Below are 22,156 nucleotides of genomic sequence, written 5' to 3' on the forward strand. Positions count from 1 at the left end.
CACAGCGAGAGGAGGTGCAGCGAAGCAAACCGTAGGCGCTGCCCCCGGATGAATACCGGAGCGAAGGAACCCGAGCCTAAGCGAGGGCCGAACGTCAGGGTAAAGCCCTTTTGGTTACTTTTGGGGCGTTTGCCAAAAGTGACCCGCCGTAAGGGCGGAACCGTAATCAGCAACACCCGCAGCAACGGATCCACCCACAAAATTGACTACATTCCCCAACCCATGCTCTCCTACACAACTTGTTACGGGTGCCCTTCACAGGGTGAAACGGGAAACCGGTGAATCATGTGCTTTACTCAAAGCCATGTCAGTCCGGTGCTGCCCCCGCAACGGTAAGCGAGCGAAGCGTCAAATCCACTGTGCCATTACGGCATGGGAAGGTGACGCTTGCCGGTCGGCCAGACGCCAACCCCTCGTGAGCCCGGAGACCGGCCCGCAACACACAGTGCGCATTTTGCGTCACTGAACATAACAAACCCGCGGTGGGCGGGCGCTGTTCGAACCTCTGCGTGCCCGACTCGCAGGGGTTTTCATGCGCTCTATATCACCCGCTGACACTCCAGAGGGAAGCGCCATGTCGATCATCAGCAGCACCGGTAGCAACACCGACAAAATCTCCAGCACCGCCACCTTGAGCCAACGCCTGACCGCCGCGATCTTCGCGTCGATTCTGGGTGCCAGCCTTGTGTACTTCGCCGGTTTCTCGCACATCGAAGCGGTGCACAACGCCGCTCACGATACCCGCCACAGCGCCGCGTTCCCGTGCCACTGAGACCTGCCGACATGATCAAGCGTATCGCGCAAACCGCAGGCTTCACCGGCCTGCTGGCCGCCCTGCTGCTGACGTTGCTGCAAAGCTTCTGGGTCTCGCCGCTGATTCTGCAGGCCGAAACCTTCGAGAAGTCCGAACCGGTGGCCGTTCACGAACACGCCGCCGGCACGGCCGCACACACCCATGACGCCGAAGCCTGGGAGCCGGAAGACGGCTGGCAACGCGTGGTCTCGACCACCGGCGGCAATCTGGTGGTGGCGGTCGGTTTCGCCCTGATGCTCGCTGGCCTGTACACCCTGCGTGCACCGACCAAAACCTCGCAAGGCCTGCTCTGGGGCCTGGCCGGTTACGCGACCTTCGTGCTCGCACCGACCCTGGGCCTGCCGCCTGAACTGCCGGGCACCGCTGCAGCCGATCTGGCGTCGCGGCAAACCTGGTGGATCGGCACCGCCGCTTCCACCGCTGTTGGCCTGGCGTTGATTGTGTTCAGCCGCCACTGGTTGATGAAGCTGCTCGGCGTGGCGATCCTCGCCGTGCCGCACGTGATCGGCGCGCCGCAACCAGAAGTGCATTCGATGCTCGCCCCGGAGGCGCTGGAAACTCAGTTCAAAATCGCTTCGCAGTTGACCAACGTGGCGTTCTGGCTGGCCCTGGGCCTGATCAGCGCCTGGTTGTTCCGCCGCAAAAGCGATGGTCAATACCACGCATGACCGATGACCGCGCAGCGCCGACCTTTGTGGTCGGCCTGGGCTGCCAGCGCGGCTGCCCGGTCAGCACGCTGCGCGCGTTACTCGATCAGGCGTTGCAGGCGCATCGTATAGAACTTGAAGCGGTCAAGGCCTTGGCCAGCATCGACCTTAAACGCGATGAACCCGGCCTGCAGGAACTGGCCAGCCAACTGGCGTTGCCGCTGTTGTATTTCAGCAGCGACGAACTGGCCAATTATCAGCAACGTCTGAGCCACCATTCGCAGATCGCCTACGAGCGTACCGGTTGCTACGGCGTGGCGGAAAGTGCCGCCCTGGCCCTTGCCGAACAGTTGATTCAGGCACCGGCAAAACTGCTGATTTCCCGGCAAAAATACGCTCAGGCGACCTTGGCATTGGCCGGCGCTGCGTAAATTCCCGATAATCCCCCCGTTTGATCATGAGCAATCTTCATCTGAAGCGTTGCCCTGCCCCGTTTTTCACAGGATTTCTTCATGACCGTCTACTTCATCGGCGCCGGCCCCGGCGACCCGGAATTGATCACCGTCAAAGGCCAGCGGCTGATCCGCAGTTGCCCGGTGATCATCTACGCAGGCTCGCTGGTACCGGCTGCGGTGCTGGAGGGGCATCAGGCTGAAACCGTGGTCAACAGCGCTGAATTGCATCTGGAGCAGATCATTGAACTGATCAAATCCGCCCATGCCAAGGGCCAGAACGTAGCGCGGGTGCATTCCGGCGATCCGAGCCTGTATGGCGCGATTGGCGAGCAGATTCGTTATCTGCGCGAGCTGAATATTCCGTTCGAGATCATTCCCGGCGTCACCGCGACCGGAGCGTGTGCGGCGTTGCTTGGCACGGAACTGACACTGCCGGACGTGTCGCAGAGCGTGATTCTGACCCGCTACGCGGACAAGACCGCAATGCCGGCGGGTGAGGAGCTGAGCAGTCTGGCGCAGCATGGCGCGACCATGGCGATTCATCTGGGGGTCAATCATCTGCAAAAGATCATCGCTGAACTGCTCCCGCATTACGGCGCGGATTGCCCGATTGCGGTGATTCACCGGGCGACGTGGCCGGATCAGGACTGGGTGGTGGGGACGCTGGAGGATATTGCCGAGAAGGTTGCGGCCAAAGGGTTTCGGCGTACAGCGTTGATTCTGGTGGGTCGGGTGCTGGGCAGTGAGGTGTTTAGCGAGTCATCGCTGTATCGCGCGGGGCATGCACACCTCTACAGACCCTGAATCATATGGGATTGGGTGCCAACCTGTGGCGAGGGGATTTATCCCCGATGAACTGCGCAGCAGTTCCTTTTCTGGGGCTGCTTCGCAACCCATCGGGGATAAATCCCCTCGCCACACAATAAACAGGCACTCATTAATCAAGTGCATAAAAAAACGGCGCTCACGGGGCGCCGTTTTTCGTGTTCGCAGTGAACACCTTACTCAGTAGTAGGCGTTTTCTTTCTGCGTGTGGTCGGTCACGTCGCGCACACCTTTGAGCTCTGGAATACGTTCGAGCAAGGTGCGCTCGATGCCTTCCTTCAGGGTCACATCGGCCTGGCCGCAGCCTTGGCAACCACCACCGAACTGCAACACGGCGATGCCGTCCTCGACCACATCGATCAGGCTGACCTGACCGCCGTGGCTGGCCAGCCCCGGGTTGATTTCGGTTTGCAGGTAGTAGTTGATGCGCTCGTTGACCGGGCTGTCGGCATTGACCATCGGGACTTTGGCGTTTGGCGCCTTGATGGTCAGTTGGCCGCCCATGCGGTCGGTGGCGTAATCGACGACGGCGTCGTCAAGGAACGCTTCGCTGAACGAATCGATATAGGCGGTGAAGCTTTTCAGCCCCAGCGCGGTATCTTCAGGTTTTTCTTCGCCCGGCTTGCAGTAGGCAATGCAGGTTTCGGCGTACTGGGTGCCAGGCTGGGTGATGAAGACGCGGATGCCGATGCCTGGAGTGTTCTGCTTGGAGAGCAGATCGGCCAGGTAATCGTGGGCGGCGTCGGTAATGGTAATAGCGGTCATGGAAACTCCTCGCAGGCTTGGGCGCAGTTTACGCCAATCATTGCGCCGGACAAAGTCCTAGTATTTTTGTCGGGAAAGATTCTCGACAGGTGCGCGCATCGGTTCGCCCTCGATCCGCGCTTTAAGCCACTGATAGCTGCGTTTTTCCACCCATTCGTAGCTCAACCATGACCCCACACCAATCGCCAGAGCGCAGACGATGAACATCAGATACGGGTTGATTCCGTAGCGTCGCGCGATAAAACCACCAACCGACAACACCAACACGTGCATCAGATACACCGAATAGGAACAGTCACCGAGCCATTTCATCACCCGATTGCGCTCGACGTAGCGCTCCAGCGCCATGCAAGCCATCACTAGCACCGCGCTCGGCACGCCCCAGTTCAATAACCTTGGCGCCGGTGCCAGGTGATAGATCGCCATCATCGCAGCGCCCATCGCCAACAGCGGCAGCCACAGGCCGGCGCCAATCCAGCCCCGGCGATAGAGCACGCCAATGCCGATCCCCAGCAGAAACTCGTAGACGATGTCGGAACGGTAAAACTCGTTGAGCCAGCCGAACGCCTGACACACCGAAAACAGCAACGCGGCGACCACCAGCAAACGCACCTGCCAGCGGAACACCAGCGCGCATGCAAACAACACATAGAAGAGCATTTCGTAGTTGAGCGTCCAGCCGACATTCAGCGTCGGATAAATCCCGTAGCCGCCGGGGTTTTGCGCAGGAATGAATAACAGCGACGCGAGGAAATGCGCCCAATCCACCGTCTGATCCGGCAACATCGGCCGGGCGAACAGCACCAGCAACGCCATCAACAGCGTGTACAGCCAGTACGCCGGGACAATGCGAAACAACCGATACAGCAGAAACCGCGCCGGAGGCAGCGCTTTGCTTTCGGTGGAGAGGAAAATCACCAGACCACTGATGACGAAGAAAACATCGACGCCGACTGCGCCTTTGTCGATGAAGAACTGCCCGACCGGGCCGCGCGCCTTGAAGTCGAAGAAAATCTGCATGAAGTGGTGACAGACCACCGTCCACGCGGCAAGCGCCCGCAGGGCCTGCACTGAAATCAACATCAGCCGCTCCCGATCACAATTGCAAAAACACCACTTCACCCTGTGGGAGCGAGCCTGCTCGCGAAAGCGACGGCAAGTTCAATGTATTCGGCGCCTGACACTCCGCCTTCGCGAGCAGGCTCGCTCCCACAGGGGATTTGTGTGTTACCTGAAGCTGTGACAGTCGGCCTGTATTAAACGATCAAAGATTCTGGTAGCGATTCATGTCCAGCACGCCCTCTTCCACCGGATCGGTTTCGTGGATGTATTGGCTCAGGTCGTGGAAATAGAACCAGAATTGCGGATGACTGCGACGGATCCCCCAACGTTCGACGATTTTTTCGAACTGCTGCGCATCCTTGGCATTCTCCATGGCATCGACAAAGGCCGGCACTTGCTCGGCCGGAATGTTGAAGATGAAATTCGGATAGCTGCTCAGTACGCCCGGGTAGATGGTCAAGGTGTCCAGCCCTGGCTGATAGCGCAGCGACTCGCCCAACAGGAACGCCACGTTACTGTGCGCACGGTTGCGCAGCAGGCTGTACATCTCGCGTTTACCGCTGCGGGTTTCGATGCGCAGCATGGTTGCTTCCGGCAATTGGTCGATAACCTTCAGACCGGCGGCCGGACGTGACGTCAGGCGACTCAGCGCCTGCTCGGCATTCTGCAGCGCCGGGTCGATATTCGGTCGCGAGCAATAGGCGCCGTCACAGCGATTGATCGGATCCGGCCGCGCATTGAGGTCGCCGTAACGCGCCAGCAACTGCATGGCGAAATCGTATTTCGGGTCCTTCGGATCGAGTTTCAGCGCGGTCGGTTTGTCGTCGTCAATGGCTTCGTAGTCGAGCCACATCTTGAACTGGCCACTGCTCTGATACCAATCGTCGAGGTAGTCCTCGCGGGAATCGGCCGGCATCAGGCGCAGGAAGTTCTGCTCGGCACCGTTGCGGATCAGGTCGAAATACAGACGAGTCTGCGCCTGATGGGAGACGTTGCCGAACACATCGAAGTTGACCGCCAACTGATAATAGGTGCGCTCCAGCAGTGGATAGTCGAACAGCCACAGGGTCTGTGGCACTTCGCCGATCAGGCCTTTGGTCACCGACGCACTGTCGAAGTGGCGGAAAATGCTCAGCAGCGCGTTGTCGTTACCGGCCCACAGGGTTGACCAGCTCGGCGCCGGCAGTTCGGCGTAACTGTCGCGGCGCAGGGCTTCGTATTCGTTGCGCTTGTTGCGGTAGTTGTGCCACAGGCTCAGCACACTTCCGACGTCGTCGTTCTGCCCGGGCATTGCCAGCAACGGCGTGGCCTGGCCACGATAGTTGGGATCGGTGATGTACAGATCGTGTTCCGGCGCCTGGAACAGCGCCCAGAAGTTATCGCGGATCACATCCGTCGCAATCTGCCCACGGCACACCGGCCCGCGAATGAAGGTGCGGACGAAGTATTCAGCGTTATCGAGCATGAACTGATAACGCGCCTGCGCCGGAATCGCCTCGAAGGTGGCGAACGGGTTGGCCCGGCTCTGCGGCCCGTATCCCGGCAGCGCGTTGACCTGCCAGTTGCCGCTGTAGAACAGACTCTTCACCCGCGCCATCTTCGCCGCACTCAGCGGATAGGTGATGTGAGTCTTGTGCACGATCACCCCTTGCACCGGCCACAAGCGGTAATACACCTGAGTGCCCGGATCGTCATTCGGGCGACGGGTGGCGATCAGGTCGATCGGCTGCCCTGTCGGCGTGCGCGAACGCACCCACTGGAAGTAGTGCCCCGGCTCGCCGTCCTTGAAATAGATATGCGCGAGGAACCAGTGTTCGAACAGCCAGCGCCCGACCAGACTCTGCCGCGCCCCCGGCGCATTGAGCAGGTTTTCCCACTGGACGATTTGCAGCGCTTCCTTGGCGCTCGGCGCCAGCCCCTGCTCGTCGATCGGCGCACCGGACGCCAGCCAGCGCTGCAGGGTCTGGTATTGCTGATCGGTCAGCCCGGTCACCGCCAGCGGCATGCCTTCTTTCGGGTGCGCGCCGGCATAGCCGTCAAACTCGGCGGGCATCGCGCACATGTTTTCCCGTTGCAGGCCGAGGACGATGTCTTCCGGCAGCTTGGCATTCGGGGTCAGCGGGGTTTTGTGTCCCAGTTCGAGCATCCGCGCCATCAGCGCCGCCTGGCTGCCCTGGGCATCGAGTACCGAGTAGAAGCCTTTCTGCTGCCAGGCACGTTTGCCGAAGGCGTCGTAGAACAGCCGAGTGGTCGGCGCCGCCTGAGTGCGTTCGCCGTCGTAGACCGGCATCTTGCTTGCGCCCCGCCCTGCGCCTTCGCCGCTGCCCAGATTGAGCTGGCACGCCGAGTCGTAGCAGGCATGGCAGGCCACACACTTCTCGGTGAAGATTGGCTGGATGTCACGCGTATATGAAATAGAAGGTGAGATCGCGGGTTCCTGCGCAATGGCGCCCCAGCTTAAGAACAGCAAGAAAATGCTGATGACGCGGTACGACATGCCCATGATCCCGATCGTGAAAAAAACGCCCGCGATTCTACAGTATGACGCTCGTACCAACATGAACGATATTCATGCAAAAGCAGCACGTGCTCCAAAAGCGCACAGGTTTGTTATGATCCCGGCCCTTCGTCATGGTCTTTTCGAGTAGTCCCAATGTCCGATCGCAGCGTCCGCCTTCAAGCTCTCAAGCAAGCCCTCAAAGAGCGCATCCTGATTCTCGACGGCGGCATGGGCACGATGATCCAGAGCTACAAGCTCGAAGAGCAGGATTATCGCGGCAAACGCTTCGCTGACTGGCCGAGTGATGTCAAGGGCAACAACGACCTGCTGGTGATTACCCGTCCGGACGTGATCGGCGGCATCGAAAAGGCCTATCTGGATGCCGGCGCCGACATTCTGGAAACCAACACCTTCAACGCCACGCGCATTTCCATGGCCGACTACGGCATGGAAGAGCTGGCGTACGAATTAAACGTAGAAGGCGCACGACTGGCGCGCAAGGTGGCCGACGCCAAGACCGCCGAAAACCCGGACAAGCCACGTTTCGTCGCCGGCGTGCTCGGCCCGACCAGCCGTACCTGCTCGCTGTCGCCAGACGTGAACAACCCCGGCTACCGCAACGTCACCTTCGACGAACTGGTGGAAAACTACACCGAGGCCACCAAGGGCCTGATCGAAGGTGGCGTCGACCTGATCCTGATCGAAACCATCTTCGACACCCTCAACGCCAAAGCCGCGATCTTCGCCGTGCAAGGCGTGTTCGAAGAGCTGCACATCGAACTGCCGATCATGATTTCCGGGACCATCACCGATGCGTCCGGTCGCACCCTCTCGGGCCAGACCACCGAAGCGTTCTGGAACTCCGTGGCCCACGCCAAGCCAATTTCGGTCGGCCTCAACTGCGCCCTCGGCGCCAGTGAGCTGCGCCCCTACCTGGAAGAGCTGTCGAACAAGGCCAGCACCCACGTTTCCGCGCACCCGAACGCCGGTTTGCCGAACGAGTTCGGCGAGTACGACGAGTTGCCGGCGCAAACCGCCAAGGTCATCGAAGAATTCGCCCAGAGCGGCTTCCTCAATATCGTCGGCGGCTGCTGCGGCACCACCCCGGGCCACATCGAGGCCATCGCCAAAGCCGTCGCCGGTTACGCGCCGCGACAGATTCCGGACATTCCCAAGGCTTGCCGTCTGTCGGGTCTGGAGCCGTTCACCATCGATCGCAGCTCGCTGTTCGTCAACGTCGGCGAGCGCACCAACATCACCGGTTCCGCCAAGTTCGCCCGTCTGATCCGTGAAGATAACTACACCGAAGCCCTGGAAGTCGCCCTGCAGCAGGTCGAGGCCGGCGCGCAGGTGATCGACATCAACATGGACGAAGGCATGCTCGATTCGAAGAAGGCCATGGTGACCTTCCTCAATCTGATCGCCGGCGAACCGGACATTTCCCGCGTACCGATCATGATCGACTCCTCGAAATGGGAAGTGATCGAAGCCGGTCTGAAGTGCATTCAGGGCAAGGGCATCGTCAACTCGATCAGCATGAAAGAAGGCGTCGAGCAATTCATCCATCACGCCAAGCTGTGCAAACGCTACGGCGCTGCGGTGGTGGTGATGGCGTTCGATGAAGCCGGTCAGGCCGACACCGAAGCGCGCAAGAAAGAAATCTGCAAACGCTCCTACGACATTCTGGTCAACGAAGTCGGCTTCCCGCCGGAAGACATCATCTTCGACCCGAACATCTTCGCCGTGGCCACCGGCATCGAAGAACACAACAACTACGCTGTGGACTTCATCAACGCCTGTGCCTACATCCGCGACGAGCTGCCGTATGCGCTGAGTTCCGGCGGCGTGTCCAACGTGTCGTTCTCGTTCCGTGGCAACAACCCGGTGCGTGAAGCGATTCACTCGGTGTTCCTGCTGTACGCGATCCGCGCCGGCCTGACCATGGGTATCGTCAACGCCGGTCAGCTGGAAATCTACGACCAGATCCCGCAGGAGCTGCGTGACGCCGTCGAGGACGTGATCCTCAACCGCACGCCGGAAGGCACTGATGCCCTCCTCGCCATCGCCGACAAGTACAAGGGCGACGGCAGCGTCAAGGAAGCCGAGACCGAAGAGTGGCGCAGCTGGGACGTCAACAAGCGTCTGGAGCATGCGCTGGTCAAGGGCATCACCACCCACATCGTCGAAGACACCGAAGAGTCGCGCCAGTCGTTCGCGCGGCCGATCGAAGTCATCGAAGGCCCGCTGATGTCCGGCATGAACATCGTCGGCGACCTGTTCGGCGCCGGCAAAATGTTCCTGCCGCAGGTGGTGAAATCCGCCCGCGTGATGAAACAGGCCGTGGCGCATCTGATCCCGTTCATCGAACTGGAAAAAGGCGACAAGCCGGAAGCCAAGGGCAAGATCCTGATGGCCACGGTAAAAGGCGACGTACACGACATCGGCAAGAACATCGTCGGCGTGGTGCTGGGTTGCAACGGTTACGACATCGTCGACCTCGGCGTGATGGTCCCGGCGGAGAAAATCCTCCAGGTGGCCAAGGAAGAAAAGTGCGACATCATCGGCCTTTCCGGCCTGATTACCCCGTCGCTGGACGAGATGGTCCACGTTGCCCGCGAAATGCAGCGTCAGGATTTCCATCTGCCGTTGATGATCGGCGGCGCGACCACGTCCAAGGCGCACACCGCCGTGAAGATCGAGCCGAAGTACAGCAACGATGCGGTGGTCTACGTGACCGACGCCTCGCGTGCGGTCGGTGTGGCGACGCAGTTGCTGTCCAAGGAACTCAAGGCCGGTTTCGTCGAGAAGACCCGTCTGGAATACGTCGATGTGCGTGAGCGCACCGCCAACCGCAGCGCCCGTACCGAGCGCCTGAGCTACGCGGCGGCGATTGCCAAGAAGCCACAGTTCGACTGGGCGAACTACACGCCGGTCAAACCGACCTTCACCGGCACCCGCGTGCTGGACAACATCGACCTCAACGTTCTGGCCGAGTACATCGACTGGACGCCGTTCTTCATCTCTTGGGACCTGGCCGGCAAATTCCCGCGCATCCTCGAAGACGAAGTGGTCGGTGAAGCGGCCACCGCGCTGTACAAGGACGCGCGGGAAATGCTCACCAAGCTGATCGACGAGAAGCTGATCAGCGCCCGTGCGGTGTTCGGTTTCTGGCCGGCCAACCAGGTGCACGACGACGACATCGAACTGTACGGCGATGACGGCAAGCCGATGGCGCGCCTGCATCACCTGCGTCAGCAGATCATCAAGACCGACGGCAAGCCGAATTTCTCGCTGGCCGACTTCGTTGCACCGAAAGACAGCGAAGTGACCGACTACGTCGGTGGCTTCATCACCACCGCCGGCATCGGCGCCGAAGAAGTCGCCAAGGCCTATCAGGACGCTGGCGATGACTACAACTCGATCATGGTCAAGGCACTGGCCGACCGTCTGGCCGAGGCCTGCGCCGAATGGCTGCACCAGCAAGTGCGCAAAGAGCACTGGGGTTACGCCAAGGATGAGATGCTGGACAACGACGCGCTGATCAAAGAGCAGTATTCCGGTATCCGTCCGGCACCGGGATACCCGGCCTGCCCGGATCACACCGAGAAAGCCACGCTGTTCACCCTGCTCGATCCTGAAGCCAGCGAAATGCGCGCGGGCCGCAGCGGCGTGTTCCTCACCGAGCATTACGCGATGTTCCCGGCGGCAGCGGTCAGCGGCTGGTACTTCGCCCATCCGCAGGCGCAATACTTCGCCGTCGGCAAGGTCGACAAGGATCAGGTGCAGAGCTACACCTCGCGCAAAGGTCAGGAGCTGAGCGTGACCGAGCGCTGGCTGGCGCCTAACCTCGGTTACGACGAATAAGCGCAACGCTCAGTCCCCGGATCTGCCGGGGACTGACCGTTCAGCGGGTTTTACCCGCCTGACAATGGCCCGGATGTACCGGGCCGTTGTGCGTTGCCGGCAGACAAACCGATCCGTTCAATCTCCTGTCGCGACAATTCGATGAGCCTGGCATTTCGCGCCGCCGCCTGATCGAACAGCCTGCTCAGATACAGCGGATCGTCAGCACTCAGGCCGTCATCCTCGCCCTCCTCCAGCAACTGCGTTTCATCCATTTGCCTGAACGCTTCAGGCTGCTGCTCCTTGAGATAATCCAGCCAGAAATCGCGCTGAATCAGGTCCTCCAGAAATCTCTCGGAGCGTTCCGCGCTGACCACCTCGGCCCGCGCATTGACCAACTGCTGCGGGGTGACACCGGAGGCAAATTTCATGTTTTTCGGCTGCCCGGGCAATTCCAGTCCATCGTCCCAGCCCCCGGTCAGACCGATCCGATAACCGAGGCGGACTTCGGCTTCGTCGAAACCACTGCGCGCAGCGGCCGCTTTTGCCAGTTCATCGACCTTGTCCAGCCGGAACAGCTGCCGCGACAGCGACAACAAGGCCTCGCCGCGGATTCCCGGACGGCCGGCCGGCAAATCGAGCAAGGCGTTGTAGGTGAAGACCTTGCTCTCCAGACCACTGAACGTAAGGATGCGCCCGTCCACGCAAGTCCCGTGTGTGGCCGAGCCGGCGAAAATCACCTCGCGCAGCTCACTGTTGGCGGCCGCCGCCTCCATGACCATCCACACCCGTCGCGTCAGATCGGCGTTGGCTACGCGAAACTCCTGGGTGTCCTGCAATCGGTCAAGCAAATGGAAGAATGCCGCGCTATCCGGTTCCGCCGCCAGTTGATCCCAGAGTTTGTCGCGTACGGACGCCTGCTCCGCAGGCAGATTCGCCAGCCACGGCGCTTTCTGTTGCGCATGGGCCTGTTCGCCCGGCAGGGTTTCGTCGGACTCGATGCTGTCGGTGGTTTCACTGAGCCCGCCGGCAACGTCGTCAGCCATTTCCTCCAGATCGGAACTGGAGAAACCAAGCACTCGCGGGCGGTTACCCGCAGCTTGATAGGTTCTGAGCCTTTCAAGCGACTCCTCCGACAGGTTGTAGTTGTCAGTCAGGTCGGTGCCGTCCATCAGCTCATCGTGCTGACCGTCCAGCGCCTGATCGGGGATGGCGGTGATGTCGTTGCGACTGAGGTTGAGTGTCCGCAGGTGCTGCGCATCCAGCGTCCCGGCCGGCCATTCGGTGAGGTTGTTGTTGCGCAGATCCAGACTTTGCAAATGCTCGAAATAACTGACGTCGAACTCATCAAGATGGTTGTAGCTCAGGTCCAGTGTCTGCAGATTTGGCAGACCGGACAGCGCGGCATACAGCGGCTCGCTGTCAGTGAAGTTGTTGCTGGCCAGCTCGAGTTGCTCGAGCTGCGGCATTTGCCGGACGCCATCAGGCAGCGCTGCGAGTTCATTGCCACTGAGGGTCAGACTGCGCAGGCGGGTGAAAGCCTTGAGAAAGCCGTTGCTGCCCTCGGCCGTCACTCGTGTGCCTGTCAGGTTCAAACTGCCGACATGCCCAAAGTCCTCAGGCAGCGGCGGCAGATCGCCCAATTGCAGGCCGTTGAGATCCAGAACCGCATCGCCCCCGACAGTCGATAACCGTGCGCGCCAGCAGGTGAGGATGCGCCACGCCGCCAGGCTGCGTGATTGCGAGGAGATGACCCAATCGACGCCACGGGTTTCCCGGGTATACAGCCAGCCATTGAGTTGGCGAACGAGGGTTTCAAAGGTCTGACTCCAACCGGTGATCCGCTCGCTGATCTGCACTTCGGTCGCACCCTCATTGCGCAGCGCCTCGATCATTTGCGTGGCTTGTTCATCGCTAAGGGCCGGCTGCACTCGCTGCAGGTCCTGGCGCATCCGTGTCAGCCCGGTACTGACCGGCGCCTGCGTCAGCGGCAGCAACTGGCGGGCCACTGATACACCGTTCTCTGCCGGCGGAAAGGTCGCCGGCACCGGCTGCCGGGCAAACGCATCCAGCGCGCCGGCAGGCAGGCCGAGGGTGTCTTCGAGCCGCCGTTGCGCCAGACGCAGTTCAGCCGACGCCGCGGCGGTCAGCGGCGTACCGGTCAGGTTGGTATTGAGCAGTGCGGTGCTTTCAAGCACGGCAGGCGGCAGCGTGCTGATACGGGTGTCGCGCAGATCCAGCCACGCCAGTTGCGGCAGACCTTCGGCCCCTGTCGGCCACTGTTGCAGGTGCGTTGCCTGCAGGTCGAGGGCCTTCAAGCGCTGCAGGCTGCCAACGTTCATCTCGCTCAGCGGATTGTTCCGCAGATTCAACTGTTCGAGCGCAGGCAATTCACTCAATCCGCGCTCCAGGCCTGAAGCGTCGGTCAACTGGTTGTCGGCCAGATCCAGGTGCACCAGGCGCGAAAGGCTCTGCGGCTCGATCGGCCATTCGTGCAAGGCATTGTCACTCAGATCAAGGGTTCGTACTTCGCTGAACGCACTGAGGAAACCGCGCATCTGCACGGCTGCAACGCGCTGGCCGTTGAGCAGCAGCGTGCGTACATGCGCAAATGCGTCAGCGGGTAACGCCGGCAGTTCGCTGAGCATCAGCCCCGACAAGTCCAGGGTCGAAGCACTGATGGTCGCGCCATAGCGCTTGAACATGCCCTTGCGCCAACTGGTTTTCAGGACATGGGCCAGGTTTGATCGCGCGACAAGTTCGCGCAGCGATTCTTCCGACACCACCACGCGCTGCTGCCACTGACTGAGCTGGCTATCCAGCGCAGCATATTGATCGCTCAAGGCATTGATCGCGGTGAAACGCTGCTGCTCATCCGGCCATTGCTCGAAGAAACGATTGAACACCCCCTCGGGCGACTGATTCACGCCCTCACCCAGGCGCCGCAACTCGCCGCGGCAATAATCCCTGACCATCGTCTCTCGATCGATCAGGTGTTCTGGATGGGTCTTGACGTATTCGTACACGCCCGTGAAGTTTTCCCGGGAGAATCTTGACCAGTCCAGCGACAGCCCCGACCAGAGTTTTCCATGCCCCTGCAACAGTGTTGCCGGCACGGTGCTGATTCCGGTGTCCCTGAGGTTCAGACGTTCCAGGGCCGGTAACTCCAGCGCCCCCGCAGGCCAGTCGAACAATGAATAGGCGACGATTTCCAGCGTGTGCAGATTACGCATGCCACTGACGTCGAAGGCCAGCGGCTGATAGCTCGAGGTGCTGACGCTCAATGCTTCAAGACGGGTCAGTTGAGCCAGGCGTGCCGGCATGTCAGCGGCAAAGGGCATTGCACTGTAAAGCGTCAGGTCAGTGAACTCCGGCATGTTCTGCAACGCCACCGGCACGTTGGTAAATGTTTCAGCGGTGGCATTGATGCGCAGCGCCTTGAGCCTGGGGAAACTGCCCAACAGTTCATCGACGTTGGCATCGGTGATGCACCGCCCCCTGACTCGCAGATCGCGCACATGCGAGAAGTCCGCCGTCAGCACCGGCAACGGGTCATCGCAGATCAGATCGAGGCGTGCCGCACTCACGTGACTATCGGCCAGCGGCGAATTGCGCCAGCTCTGCTTGAGGCTGCGCACCACGCTGAATCGACCGCCGATCATCGACTCCAGCGTCGACTCAGGGGCCGGCACACCTTCCCATTGCGCCAGCCACGATTCGAGTTCCTGCCATTCACGCAGGCGCCTTTGCAACAGCGCGTAGATCTGTGCGTCAGTCCGCCCGGCGGCCAACTGCTTGAGAATGAACCCGCCCGCCTGCTGATCCGTTAGCGCCGGATACACATCCTGCACGCGCGTCACCAGCAACGGATTGACGCCTTCGCCGCGACCGCTGGCGTAATAACCGAGCCCGTGCTGGCGTACCCGCACCGGCGCCTTGAAGCGTTGCTTGTGGCCATGGCGTCTGCTCGCCAGTCGAGCCAGTTCGGCACGGTGTCGGGCCACATACCGGATCAGTGCCCGACGCAGTCCGGCGCTACGCGCAACCTGGGTAAAACCCAGGGCCTGTCGCGACTGGTCGGGCAAGGCATGGAGGATTGAGGCAAAAAAATTGTCGCCGTGACGCGGAATGCTGTTCAGCTCTTCGCCGCGCTCGTTGTACGCCTGATAGACCGGCCCGCGCTTGACCAGATACTTGGTTTGGCCGGCACTTTCGCTGCCGACGCTGTCAATCAACGGCCCGTCGAGGCTGCCTTCGCGCACCTCGAGACGCACCTCGTCCGACCAGCCCGGCAGTCGTTCCAGGGCGCGCAAGGCCAGCCATTGGCTTTCGCTGCCACCCGAATTCTCCATGTGCAGGCCGGCGACCGCATGATTGAAGCGGCGTTGCCGGGCAAATTCACGGGAGATCTCCAGCAACCGCAACGGTACCCGCTCACCGCTTTGCAGGCGCGTCAGTTCCTCGGCGTTCGCCTCCAGCAGCACGCGGATTGCCGCCGAGCTGCCCAACCCCGGTGTGGCGGCTTGTAGCCTGGCGATTCGCGGGTCGTTCAACGCGGGCTCGTCATAGAGCCTGTCGAACATCGCCGGTTGCCGGGTGCGCAAGTAATCGGCGATCTGTTTGCGCAGTTCCAGCGGCCGCGATTCGACCACACGCGCCGGCTCGGCGCCCAGCAGCCAACGTGTTTGCGGCTCATCCAGCGCGGCCAGAATACGCTCAGGCAATTGGCCGTCGAGCACTTCGGCGCGGGTCACCTGGATCGGTGTATGCGTCTGGCCCTCGATCAAGCCTGATTCTGCGCCGAACAGCCGGCTGGGGCCGAACAGCTGCGCTCCGTCGAAGACTTGCAGAATCTTTCCGCTCGGCCAGCGCGGCATTTGCGTGAGCATTGGCAGCGTCAGCAGATACGAATCATCCAGGGGGGTTCCTCGTTCGACCTGATCGATCAGCCGCCCGACCTGCTGATCCGCCTCGTACAAACGTAGCGTATCGGCCAGGGCCAGTGGTGCTGGCTGATGATCGAGGTGCATCTGGCGCAGGGCTTCATCACTGACACCACTGACATCGGCGATTTCGAGCAGTTGCGCATCCGAAAACGCCTCAGTCGAATGCCCGATGCGCCGCAGCAGGGTCAGTCGATCCCAGCTCAGCGGTCGCTCCAGGTTGTGGCGCCAGGCCCCCAGTCGATTGTGCTCAAGGATCGGTTGATACGCCGCAGGATCATGCGGATGGCGGATGCGCCAGCTTTTCAAGGCCTCGTCGTAGTGCGTCTGGTAGACCTTGCCCTGCTGGCGAATGAAGGTCTTGCCGTCGAATCGATACACGCCCTGCGCATCGGGCACGGCACTCGCCGGCAGGACACTGTCGCTGACATAAGCGTCGAGGTCAGGCTTCCACAGGCGGACTGAGCCATCAGGCCGCTCGACCGGCTGCAGATGCTCGATCACGGGCTCGGCGGAGGCCGCCTGGAGTCGGCCTGCGCCCTTGCCGACCGCGCCCATCACGCCAATCAGCGCCAGGTTCTGCGCCACATCGACCAGATGCGCCTTGGCAGCCTGGCGATCACCTTCCGACCATTCGATGGCGCCTTCGAATGATTCATAGAGCAACTGCCCGGCCATCACGGTCATCATGATTTCGCCCAGTACCGGGACGAACATCGACACCATGTTCAACGCCATCATGCCGAGTTCGAGCAGATGACTGAGTTTTTCTGAGCGTACCCGGGCGTCGACGTCTGCTGTGGGGACGGCGTGGGCCTTCGCATCGGCGATGAATTTGGCCCGGTGCTGTTCGTAGAGGTATTGCCACAGATCGGTGTTGTCGGCCCAGATCCCGGCCACGCCTTTGCGCGTGGTTGGCAACGGGTCGAGAAACGGGTCAGGCTGCGGCTCGCGCTTGCCGGGGGCTTCGGGTGGCAGCTCCTTGATCCGCGCGATGGTCGACAATGGCGGTATCAGCTGCGCGACCTTGACCCAGATCGAATGCAACGGGTCACTCGGGGAGTCCGCAGCCTTTTGGGTGAACTGACTGAAATAGTAAGGACGGTCGGCATAGGCCACGAACTGACTGAAAAACTGCTGGTAAGCAGTCGGTCCTTGCGCGGGAGTCGTAGGATCAGTCGCGGTGAACTTGCGTTTGAACACCTCACGCATCTGCGCCATGGTGTAGCGCTTGAGCGGGTGTTGCGGGTCATGGGGAATGTAGACGATGAACTCGTTGGTGTAGCGGTAGCGCTCGCTGATGCTGAACACCACGCAACCGGTCATCCGCCGCTTCATCAGGCTCAGGTCGCGAAACCACACGGCCTTGCCGCCGAGCTGCGGGTGGATCTGGCTGTCCACCACCGACAGAATCATCCGGTAGTCGGCGGGCTCGATGTCCTGTTTCAGCAGCGCCCATTCAGCGGCGGCACGCAACGCGGTTTTCTGGCTGGCAATGAAGTGCCGGCGCAAGGTGTCGGTTTTCTCGAAAAACGTTTTGATCCTTGCCTGATAACGGGCACCGACGTCCAGCGAACGACACAGCGTCAGAAACTGCCTGACCGTGATGCCGATGTCTACTGCCTGAAACTCGCCCGGGGTTGCCGTCTCGACCACGAAACCGGATCTGGCGTGATAGGCACCGGCTTCACATTCCGAAGCCTCGAAGTTGTGCAATGCCGCTTGCAGCAAGGGCAGCTTCAACACTTCGAACGTGGAAACTTCCACTTCCAGCACCCCGAGTTCGAGGGGCCGTCTGAGACACAGCAAGGTCTTGTCGAGATCGACCGTCACGTTGAACTGGTTCTTGAGTGCCTTGCCGAGCAGCGTCTGGGCAAATGCATCGACGCTTTCAAGGCCGGCCATGGTCTTGTCGAGTCGGCTCTGGGCGACAAAGGCCGCCGTGACCCGGTCTTTCAAGGCTTGTTGCTGCTCATTCGAGAAATGGTGATAGCCGTGTGCTGGCCGGGTACTCACCGCTTTCAGCGCGGCTTGCCGCTCGGGCGAAGCGGCAATCAGCCAATCGGGGATCAGCTGCTCCAGCAGCTTGCCGTGAAGGCTGGCGCTGACCGGCGCGCGGGGCAATGTCGGGGGATGAGTGGACATCCTGTCTCTCCTGAAAAATGGGAGGACAGGACACCATGTCCGCCACGGTGATCTGCGGTACATAGTTATCGTATCGGCATGGACGTGTTACCGGACAAGTCTGGAACCCGCGTGCGACCACGGCACAACTCGCTGGATTGACTATGCTGTCGGGACAGCCTTTCGGACGGGGGATTTATGGACGATCCAGTCGACAACAAGCCACCGAGCTTCTGGCAGATGCTGCACAGCGTGATGGCTGCGGCATTCGGCGTGCAAAGCGGGAAAAATCGGGCAAGGGACTTCACCCATGGCAAGCCCAGCCATTTCGTGATCCTGGGGATCGGCTTCACCGCCGTGTTCGCTTTGACGCTGTTTGTCATCGTCAAGCTGGTACTGCATTTCGCCGGGGTCTGACAGGGTTCAGTGCATCAGGATCTGCAGGCTGAACGGGTAGCGATAGGACGCGGGACGGTCCTTGGCCGACAACTTGCGAAAACTCACGCCGTAATCCGGCGCGGCGCCCATGGCCAGCATTTGCTGTGCCTGATGCTTGTCGATCAGTTGCAGCAGCGACAATTGCCGGTCACGTCCGCCATAACGATCCAGATCGACGCCCTGATCGTAATCATGCAACTCCACCAGCGCCCAGCCACCCAGCGTGAAGTGTCCGCCCACCAGCGCGCTCAAGCGCCCGTCGACCACCGCCTGCAACGCCTCGGGTGAGGTATTGACCGCGCTGAACAGCACATCCTTGCCAGGGACTTTGCCGGCTTCGGCAAACGCATGCATGGCGCCGAACGCCATTTCATCATTGGCTGCCCACACCAGCGACACCTTCGGATAACGGCTGACCAGTTGCCGCGCCTGCTCGTAGGCACGCTGCCGGGTCCAGCCGCTGTACACCAGTTGCCGCAGTCGTACCTGCGGATACTCGGCCAAGGCGCGTTGCATGCCCTGCTCGCGCAATTGCGCTGACGGGGTGATCTTCAGGCCGGAAAACGCCAGGACTTCGATCTGTTCGCCCCGCGCCACGGGAGGGTGCAGGCGAATCAGCTCCTTCATCATCAGGTAGCCGCCCTCCTCGTCATTCGGCACCAGGCTGCCGATGCGATCGGCACGCTCGCCGATCAGCGCCTGCTGATCGGGGGTGAGCACCGCGTTGAACATGAACAGCTTGACCCCGCTGCCCTCCGCCATACGCAGGATCTGCGGCGCCACGTACTGCTCGTTGACGAATACCAGATAGTCGGGACGATTCGGTCCCTGCAGGGCAACTCTGGCCTGGGCCAGGGTGAATTCCGGCTGGCGCTGGGAATAGAGAATCTGCAAATCGACGCCCAGGTCGCGGGCGGCCGCCTGCATGAATTGCGAATAGCTGACCCAGAAGGCTTCCTGAGTTGACCCAGGATTGAGGAACAGCACCGACTCGGCCCGGGCCGCAGAGCCGAAAACCGCACCGAACAGCAGAAGGCTGAGGTGGAAAAACTTCAACATGAATGATCCGGGCCCAAGGAAAAATGGCCGCGCATTATAGCCCCCTAATCAGCGGCTATTGACGCCTGGTCCCGTTTTTTGTCCGACAATCGTCGGAAGCGGACCCGGATCGGTCGTTTACTGATGACTGACCCAGAATACCGCCGTCCCTACTACCAGAATAATCAGGAACAGAATGGCCCATGCATCGACACTGCTATCGCTTTTTCTTGCCTTGGTCGGATTGCTCATTGCATCGCCTCTTGTCGGTTTTATCGGTGATTGCAGAAAGACTCGATCACAGTTAAGACGATGATTGTCCCCGCGACAAATGTGGGTTAATCAACAACTATTCTCGTTAGGCGATTTGGTTCTTTACATATACTCAAACATCACTTTTGCGCATAACTGCAAACGGGTATATTGCCCCGGCTCCGTTAGGGAGTGCGCGGCCGTGCGCGCGTAATTGCCGAGGCACCATCGGACTCCAGCAAGCGAAAACGCAGCGTTTTCCGAGTAGCCCAAAGCCTGAGAACAGGACTTATATGTACGTATACGACGAGTACGATCAGCGGATCATCGAGGACCGCGTCAAGCAGTTCCGTGATCAGACCCGACGCTATCTGGCAGGCGAGCTGAGCGAAGAAGAATTCCGCCCCCTGCGCCTGCAAAATGGCCTCTACATCCAGCGTTTTGCGCCGATGTTGCGCGTGGCGGTGCCTTACGGCCAGCTGACTTCCCGTCAGGTGCGCATGATGGCCAAGATTGCCCGCGACTACGACAAGGGCTACGCCCACATCAGTACCCGGCAGAACGTGCAGTTCAACTGGCCGGCGGTGGAAGACATCCCGGACATCCTCGCGGAACTGGCTACCGTGCAGATGCACGCGATCCAGACCAGCGGCAACTGCCTGCGCAACGTCACCACCGACCAGTTCGCCGGTGTCGCTGCCGATGAACTGATCGACCCACGCCCATGGTGCGAAATCGTCCGTCAGTGGACTACATTCCACCCGGAATTCGCCTACCTGCCGCGCAAGTTCAAGATCGCCGTCAACGGTTCGACCGCTGACCGTGCGGCCATCGAAGTCCACGACATCGGCCTGGAGCCGGTCCACAACGCCGCCGGCGAGCTGGGCTTCCGTGTGCTGGTCGGCGGTGGCCTGGGCCGTACCCCGGTGGTCGGCGCCTTCATCAACGAATTCCTGCCATGGCAGGACCTGTTGAGCTACCTCGACGCCATCCTGCGGGTGTACAACCGTTATGGCCGTCGCGACAACAAATACAAGGCGCGGATCAAGATCCTCGTCAAGGCGCTGACCCCTGAAGTGTTCGCGCAGAAAGTCGATGCCGAGATGGAACACCTGCGCGGTGGCCAGACCACACTGACCGAAGCCGAACTGCATCGCGTCGCTAAACACTTCGTTGATCCGGACTACAAGGCGCTGGAGAACCAGACTGCCGCCCTGGCCGAACTCGACAAAGAGCATCCGGGTTTCGCCCGCTGGCGTTCGCGCAACACCCTGGCGCACAAGAAGCCGGGCTATGTGGCCGTGACCCTGTCGCTGAAGCCGACCGGCGTTGCGCCGGGCGACATCACCGACAAGCAGCTCGATGCCGTCGCCGATCTGGCCGAGCGCTACAGCTTCGGTCAACTGCGCACGTCCCACGAGCAAAACATCATTCTCGCCGACGTCGAGCAGAGCCAGTTGTTCACCCTCTGGGGCGAGCTGCGTGAAGGTGGTTTCGCCACGCCGAACATTGGCCTGCTGACCGACATCATCTGCTGCCCGGGCGGTGATTTCTGCTCGCTGGCCAACGCCAAGTCGATCCCGATCGCCGAATCGATCCAGCGCCGTTTCGACGACCTGGACTATCTGTTCGACATCGGTGAGCTGGACCTGAACATCTCCGGTTGCATGAACGCCTGTGGTCACCACCACGTAGGCCACATCGGCATCCTCGGGGTGGACAAGAAAGGTGAAGAGTTCTACCAGGTGTCCCTCGGTGGCAGCGCCAGCCGTGACGCCAGCCTGGGCAAGATCCTCGGCCCGTCCTTCGCCCAGGACGACATGCCGGACGTGATCTCGAAGCTGATCGACGTGTACGTTGAACAACGTACCGAAGACGAGCGCTTCATCGACACCTACCAGCGTATTGGCATCGACCTCTTCAAGGAACGCGTCTATGCAGCGAATCATTAAGAACAACGAGGTGGTCGACGAAACCTGGCACTTGCTGCCCAAGGACGCGACCCTCGACGGCATCTCCAACTGCGACGACCTGATCGTGCCGCTGGCCCTGTGGCGCGATCATGCTCACGCGCTCAAGGCCCGCGACGGCGGGCTGGGTGTGTGGCTGGACGCCGATGAAGAAGCCGAGGAAATCGGTGACGACGTCGCGCAGTTCCAGGTGATCGCGCTGAATTTCCCGGCTTTCACCGACGGCCGCAACTACTCCAACGCCCGCCTGCTGCGTGACCGTTACGGTTTCAAAGGTGAACTGCGGGCGATTGGCGATGTGCTGCGCGATCAGCTGTTCTACATGCACCGTTGCGGTTTCGATGCGTTCGCCCTGCGCGCCGACAAGGACCCGTACGAGGCACTGGAAAGCCTGAAAGACTTCTCGGTGACCTACCAGGCCGCCACTGACGAACCGCTGCCGCTGTTCCGTCGCCGCTGACTCGAATACGCCTTGAGCAC

At 60.9% G+C, this 22,156-nt stretch carries 13 protein-coding genes and 1 riboswitch; of the genes, 8 read left to right on the plus strand and 5 right to left on the minus strand.

Annotated elements, in window-relative coordinates; genetic code table 11:
* The first annotated feature begins 229 nt into the window (after window positions 1–229).
* Window positions 230–451, plus strand: a riboswitch (cobalamin riboswitch).
* A gap of 123 nt (window positions 452–574) precedes the next feature.
* The 4 genes from AC3WMV_RS15060 to cobM all read left to right on the plus strand — a co-directional run bounded on the left by AC3WMV_RS15060 (window position 575) and on the right by cobM (window position 2,720).
* Window positions 575–772, plus strand: a complete 198-nt coding sequence (locus AC3WMV_RS15060) for a CbtB domain-containing protein (protein WP_003225486.1) — start codon at window positions 575–577, stop codon at window positions 770–772.
* A gap of 11 nt (window positions 773–783) precedes the next feature.
* Complete coding sequence (locus AC3WMV_RS15065) at window positions 784–1,482, plus strand: CbtA family protein (protein ID WP_103366942.1); 699 nt, start codon at window positions 784–786, stop codon at window positions 1,480–1,482.
* Entirely contained in the window at window positions 1,479–1,892 is a 414-nt protein-coding gene (locus tag AC3WMV_RS15070; RefSeq protein WP_098964192.1) for a cobalamin biosynthesis protein, read from the plus strand. The genes AC3WMV_RS15065 and AC3WMV_RS15070 overlap by 4 nt, the downstream gene beginning before the upstream one ends.
* 81 nt (window positions 1,893–1,973) lie before the next feature.
* Window positions 1,974–2,720, plus strand: a complete 747-nt coding sequence (gene cobM / locus AC3WMV_RS15075; RefSeq protein ID WP_103366941.1) for a precorrin-4 C(11)-methyltransferase — start codon at window positions 1,974–1,976, stop codon at window positions 2,718–2,720.
* 201 nt (window positions 2,721–2,921) lie between these two features.
* On the opposite strand, the gene nfuA is transcribed toward cobM, so the two are convergent.
* From nfuA to AC3WMV_RS15090, 3 genes are all read right to left on the minus strand, one after another.
* Entirely contained in the window at window positions 2,922–3,506 is a 585-nt protein-coding gene (nfuA, locus tag AC3WMV_RS15080) for a Fe-S biogenesis protein NfuA (protein ID WP_003225494.1), read from the minus strand.
* 57 nt (window positions 3,507–3,563) lie between these two features.
* Window positions 3,564–4,589: an acyltransferase family protein gene (locus tag AC3WMV_RS15085; protein WP_097087279.1), complete on the minus strand. Its 1,026-nt coding sequence runs from the start codon at window positions 4,587–4,589 to the stop codon at window positions 3,564–3,566.
* A gap of 181 nt (window positions 4,590–4,770) precedes the next feature.
* Window positions 4,771–7,065 (minus strand): fatty acid cis/trans isomerase, encoded by a 2,295-nt coding sequence (locus AC3WMV_RS15090; RefSeq protein WP_103367199.1) that lies wholly within the window; start codon window positions 7,063–7,065, stop codon window positions 4,771–4,773.
* Between the two features lie 156 nt (window positions 7,066–7,221).
* Between AC3WMV_RS15090 and metH the strand changes: the two genes are divergently transcribed.
* The gene (gene metH, locus AC3WMV_RS15095; RefSeq protein WP_103366940.1) at window positions 7,222–10,932 is read left to right on the plus strand and encodes a methionine synthase; all 3,711 of its coding nucleotides are present in this window, start codon (window positions 7,222–7,224) and stop codon (window positions 10,930–10,932) included.
* Window positions 10,933–10,982: 50 nt separating this feature from the next.
* Here metH and AC3WMV_RS15100 read toward each other — a convergent pair whose 3' ends face one another.
* Complete coding sequence (locus AC3WMV_RS15100; RefSeq protein ID WP_103366939.1) at window positions 10,983–17,999, minus strand: NEL-type E3 ubiquitin ligase domain-containing protein; 7,017 nt, start codon at window positions 17,997–17,999, stop codon at window positions 10,983–10,985.
* 177 nt (window positions 18,000–18,176) lie between these two features.
* Between AC3WMV_RS15100 and AC3WMV_RS15105 the strand changes: the two genes are divergently transcribed.
* Window positions 18,177–18,395: a DUF2970 domain-containing protein gene (locus AC3WMV_RS15105; protein ID WP_007967863.1), complete on the plus strand. Its 219-nt coding sequence runs from the start codon at window positions 18,177–18,179 to the stop codon at window positions 18,393–18,395.
* Between the two features lie 6 nt (window positions 18,396–18,401).
* On the opposite strand, the gene AC3WMV_RS15110 is transcribed toward AC3WMV_RS15105, so the two are convergent.
* Entirely contained in the window at window positions 18,402–19,475 is a 1,074-nt protein-coding gene (locus tag AC3WMV_RS15110; protein WP_103366938.1) for an ABC transporter substrate-binding protein, read from the minus strand.
* 524 nt (window positions 19,476–19,999) lie between these two features.
* On the opposite strand from AC3WMV_RS15110, the gene AC3WMV_RS15115 reads away from it, so the two are divergent.
* Together AC3WMV_RS15115 and AC3WMV_RS15120 are read left to right on the plus strand one after the other, a co-directional pair.
* Window positions 20,000–21,658, plus strand: coding sequence for a nitrite/sulfite reductase (locus tag AC3WMV_RS15115; RefSeq protein ID WP_007967865.1), 1,659 nt, complete (start codon window positions 20,000–20,002; stop codon window positions 21,656–21,658).
* On the plus strand, window positions 21,642–22,136 hold the full coding sequence (locus AC3WMV_RS15120; protein WP_098964198.1) for a DUF934 domain-containing protein: 495 nt from the start codon (window positions 21,642–21,644) through the stop codon (window positions 22,134–22,136). The genes AC3WMV_RS15115 and AC3WMV_RS15120 overlap by 17 nt, the downstream gene beginning before the upstream one ends.
* The last annotated feature ends 20 nt before the right edge of the window (window positions 22,137–22,156 follow it).

The sequence above is a fragment of the Pseudomonas sp. FW305-3-2-15-E-TSA4 genome, assembly GCF_058787295.1.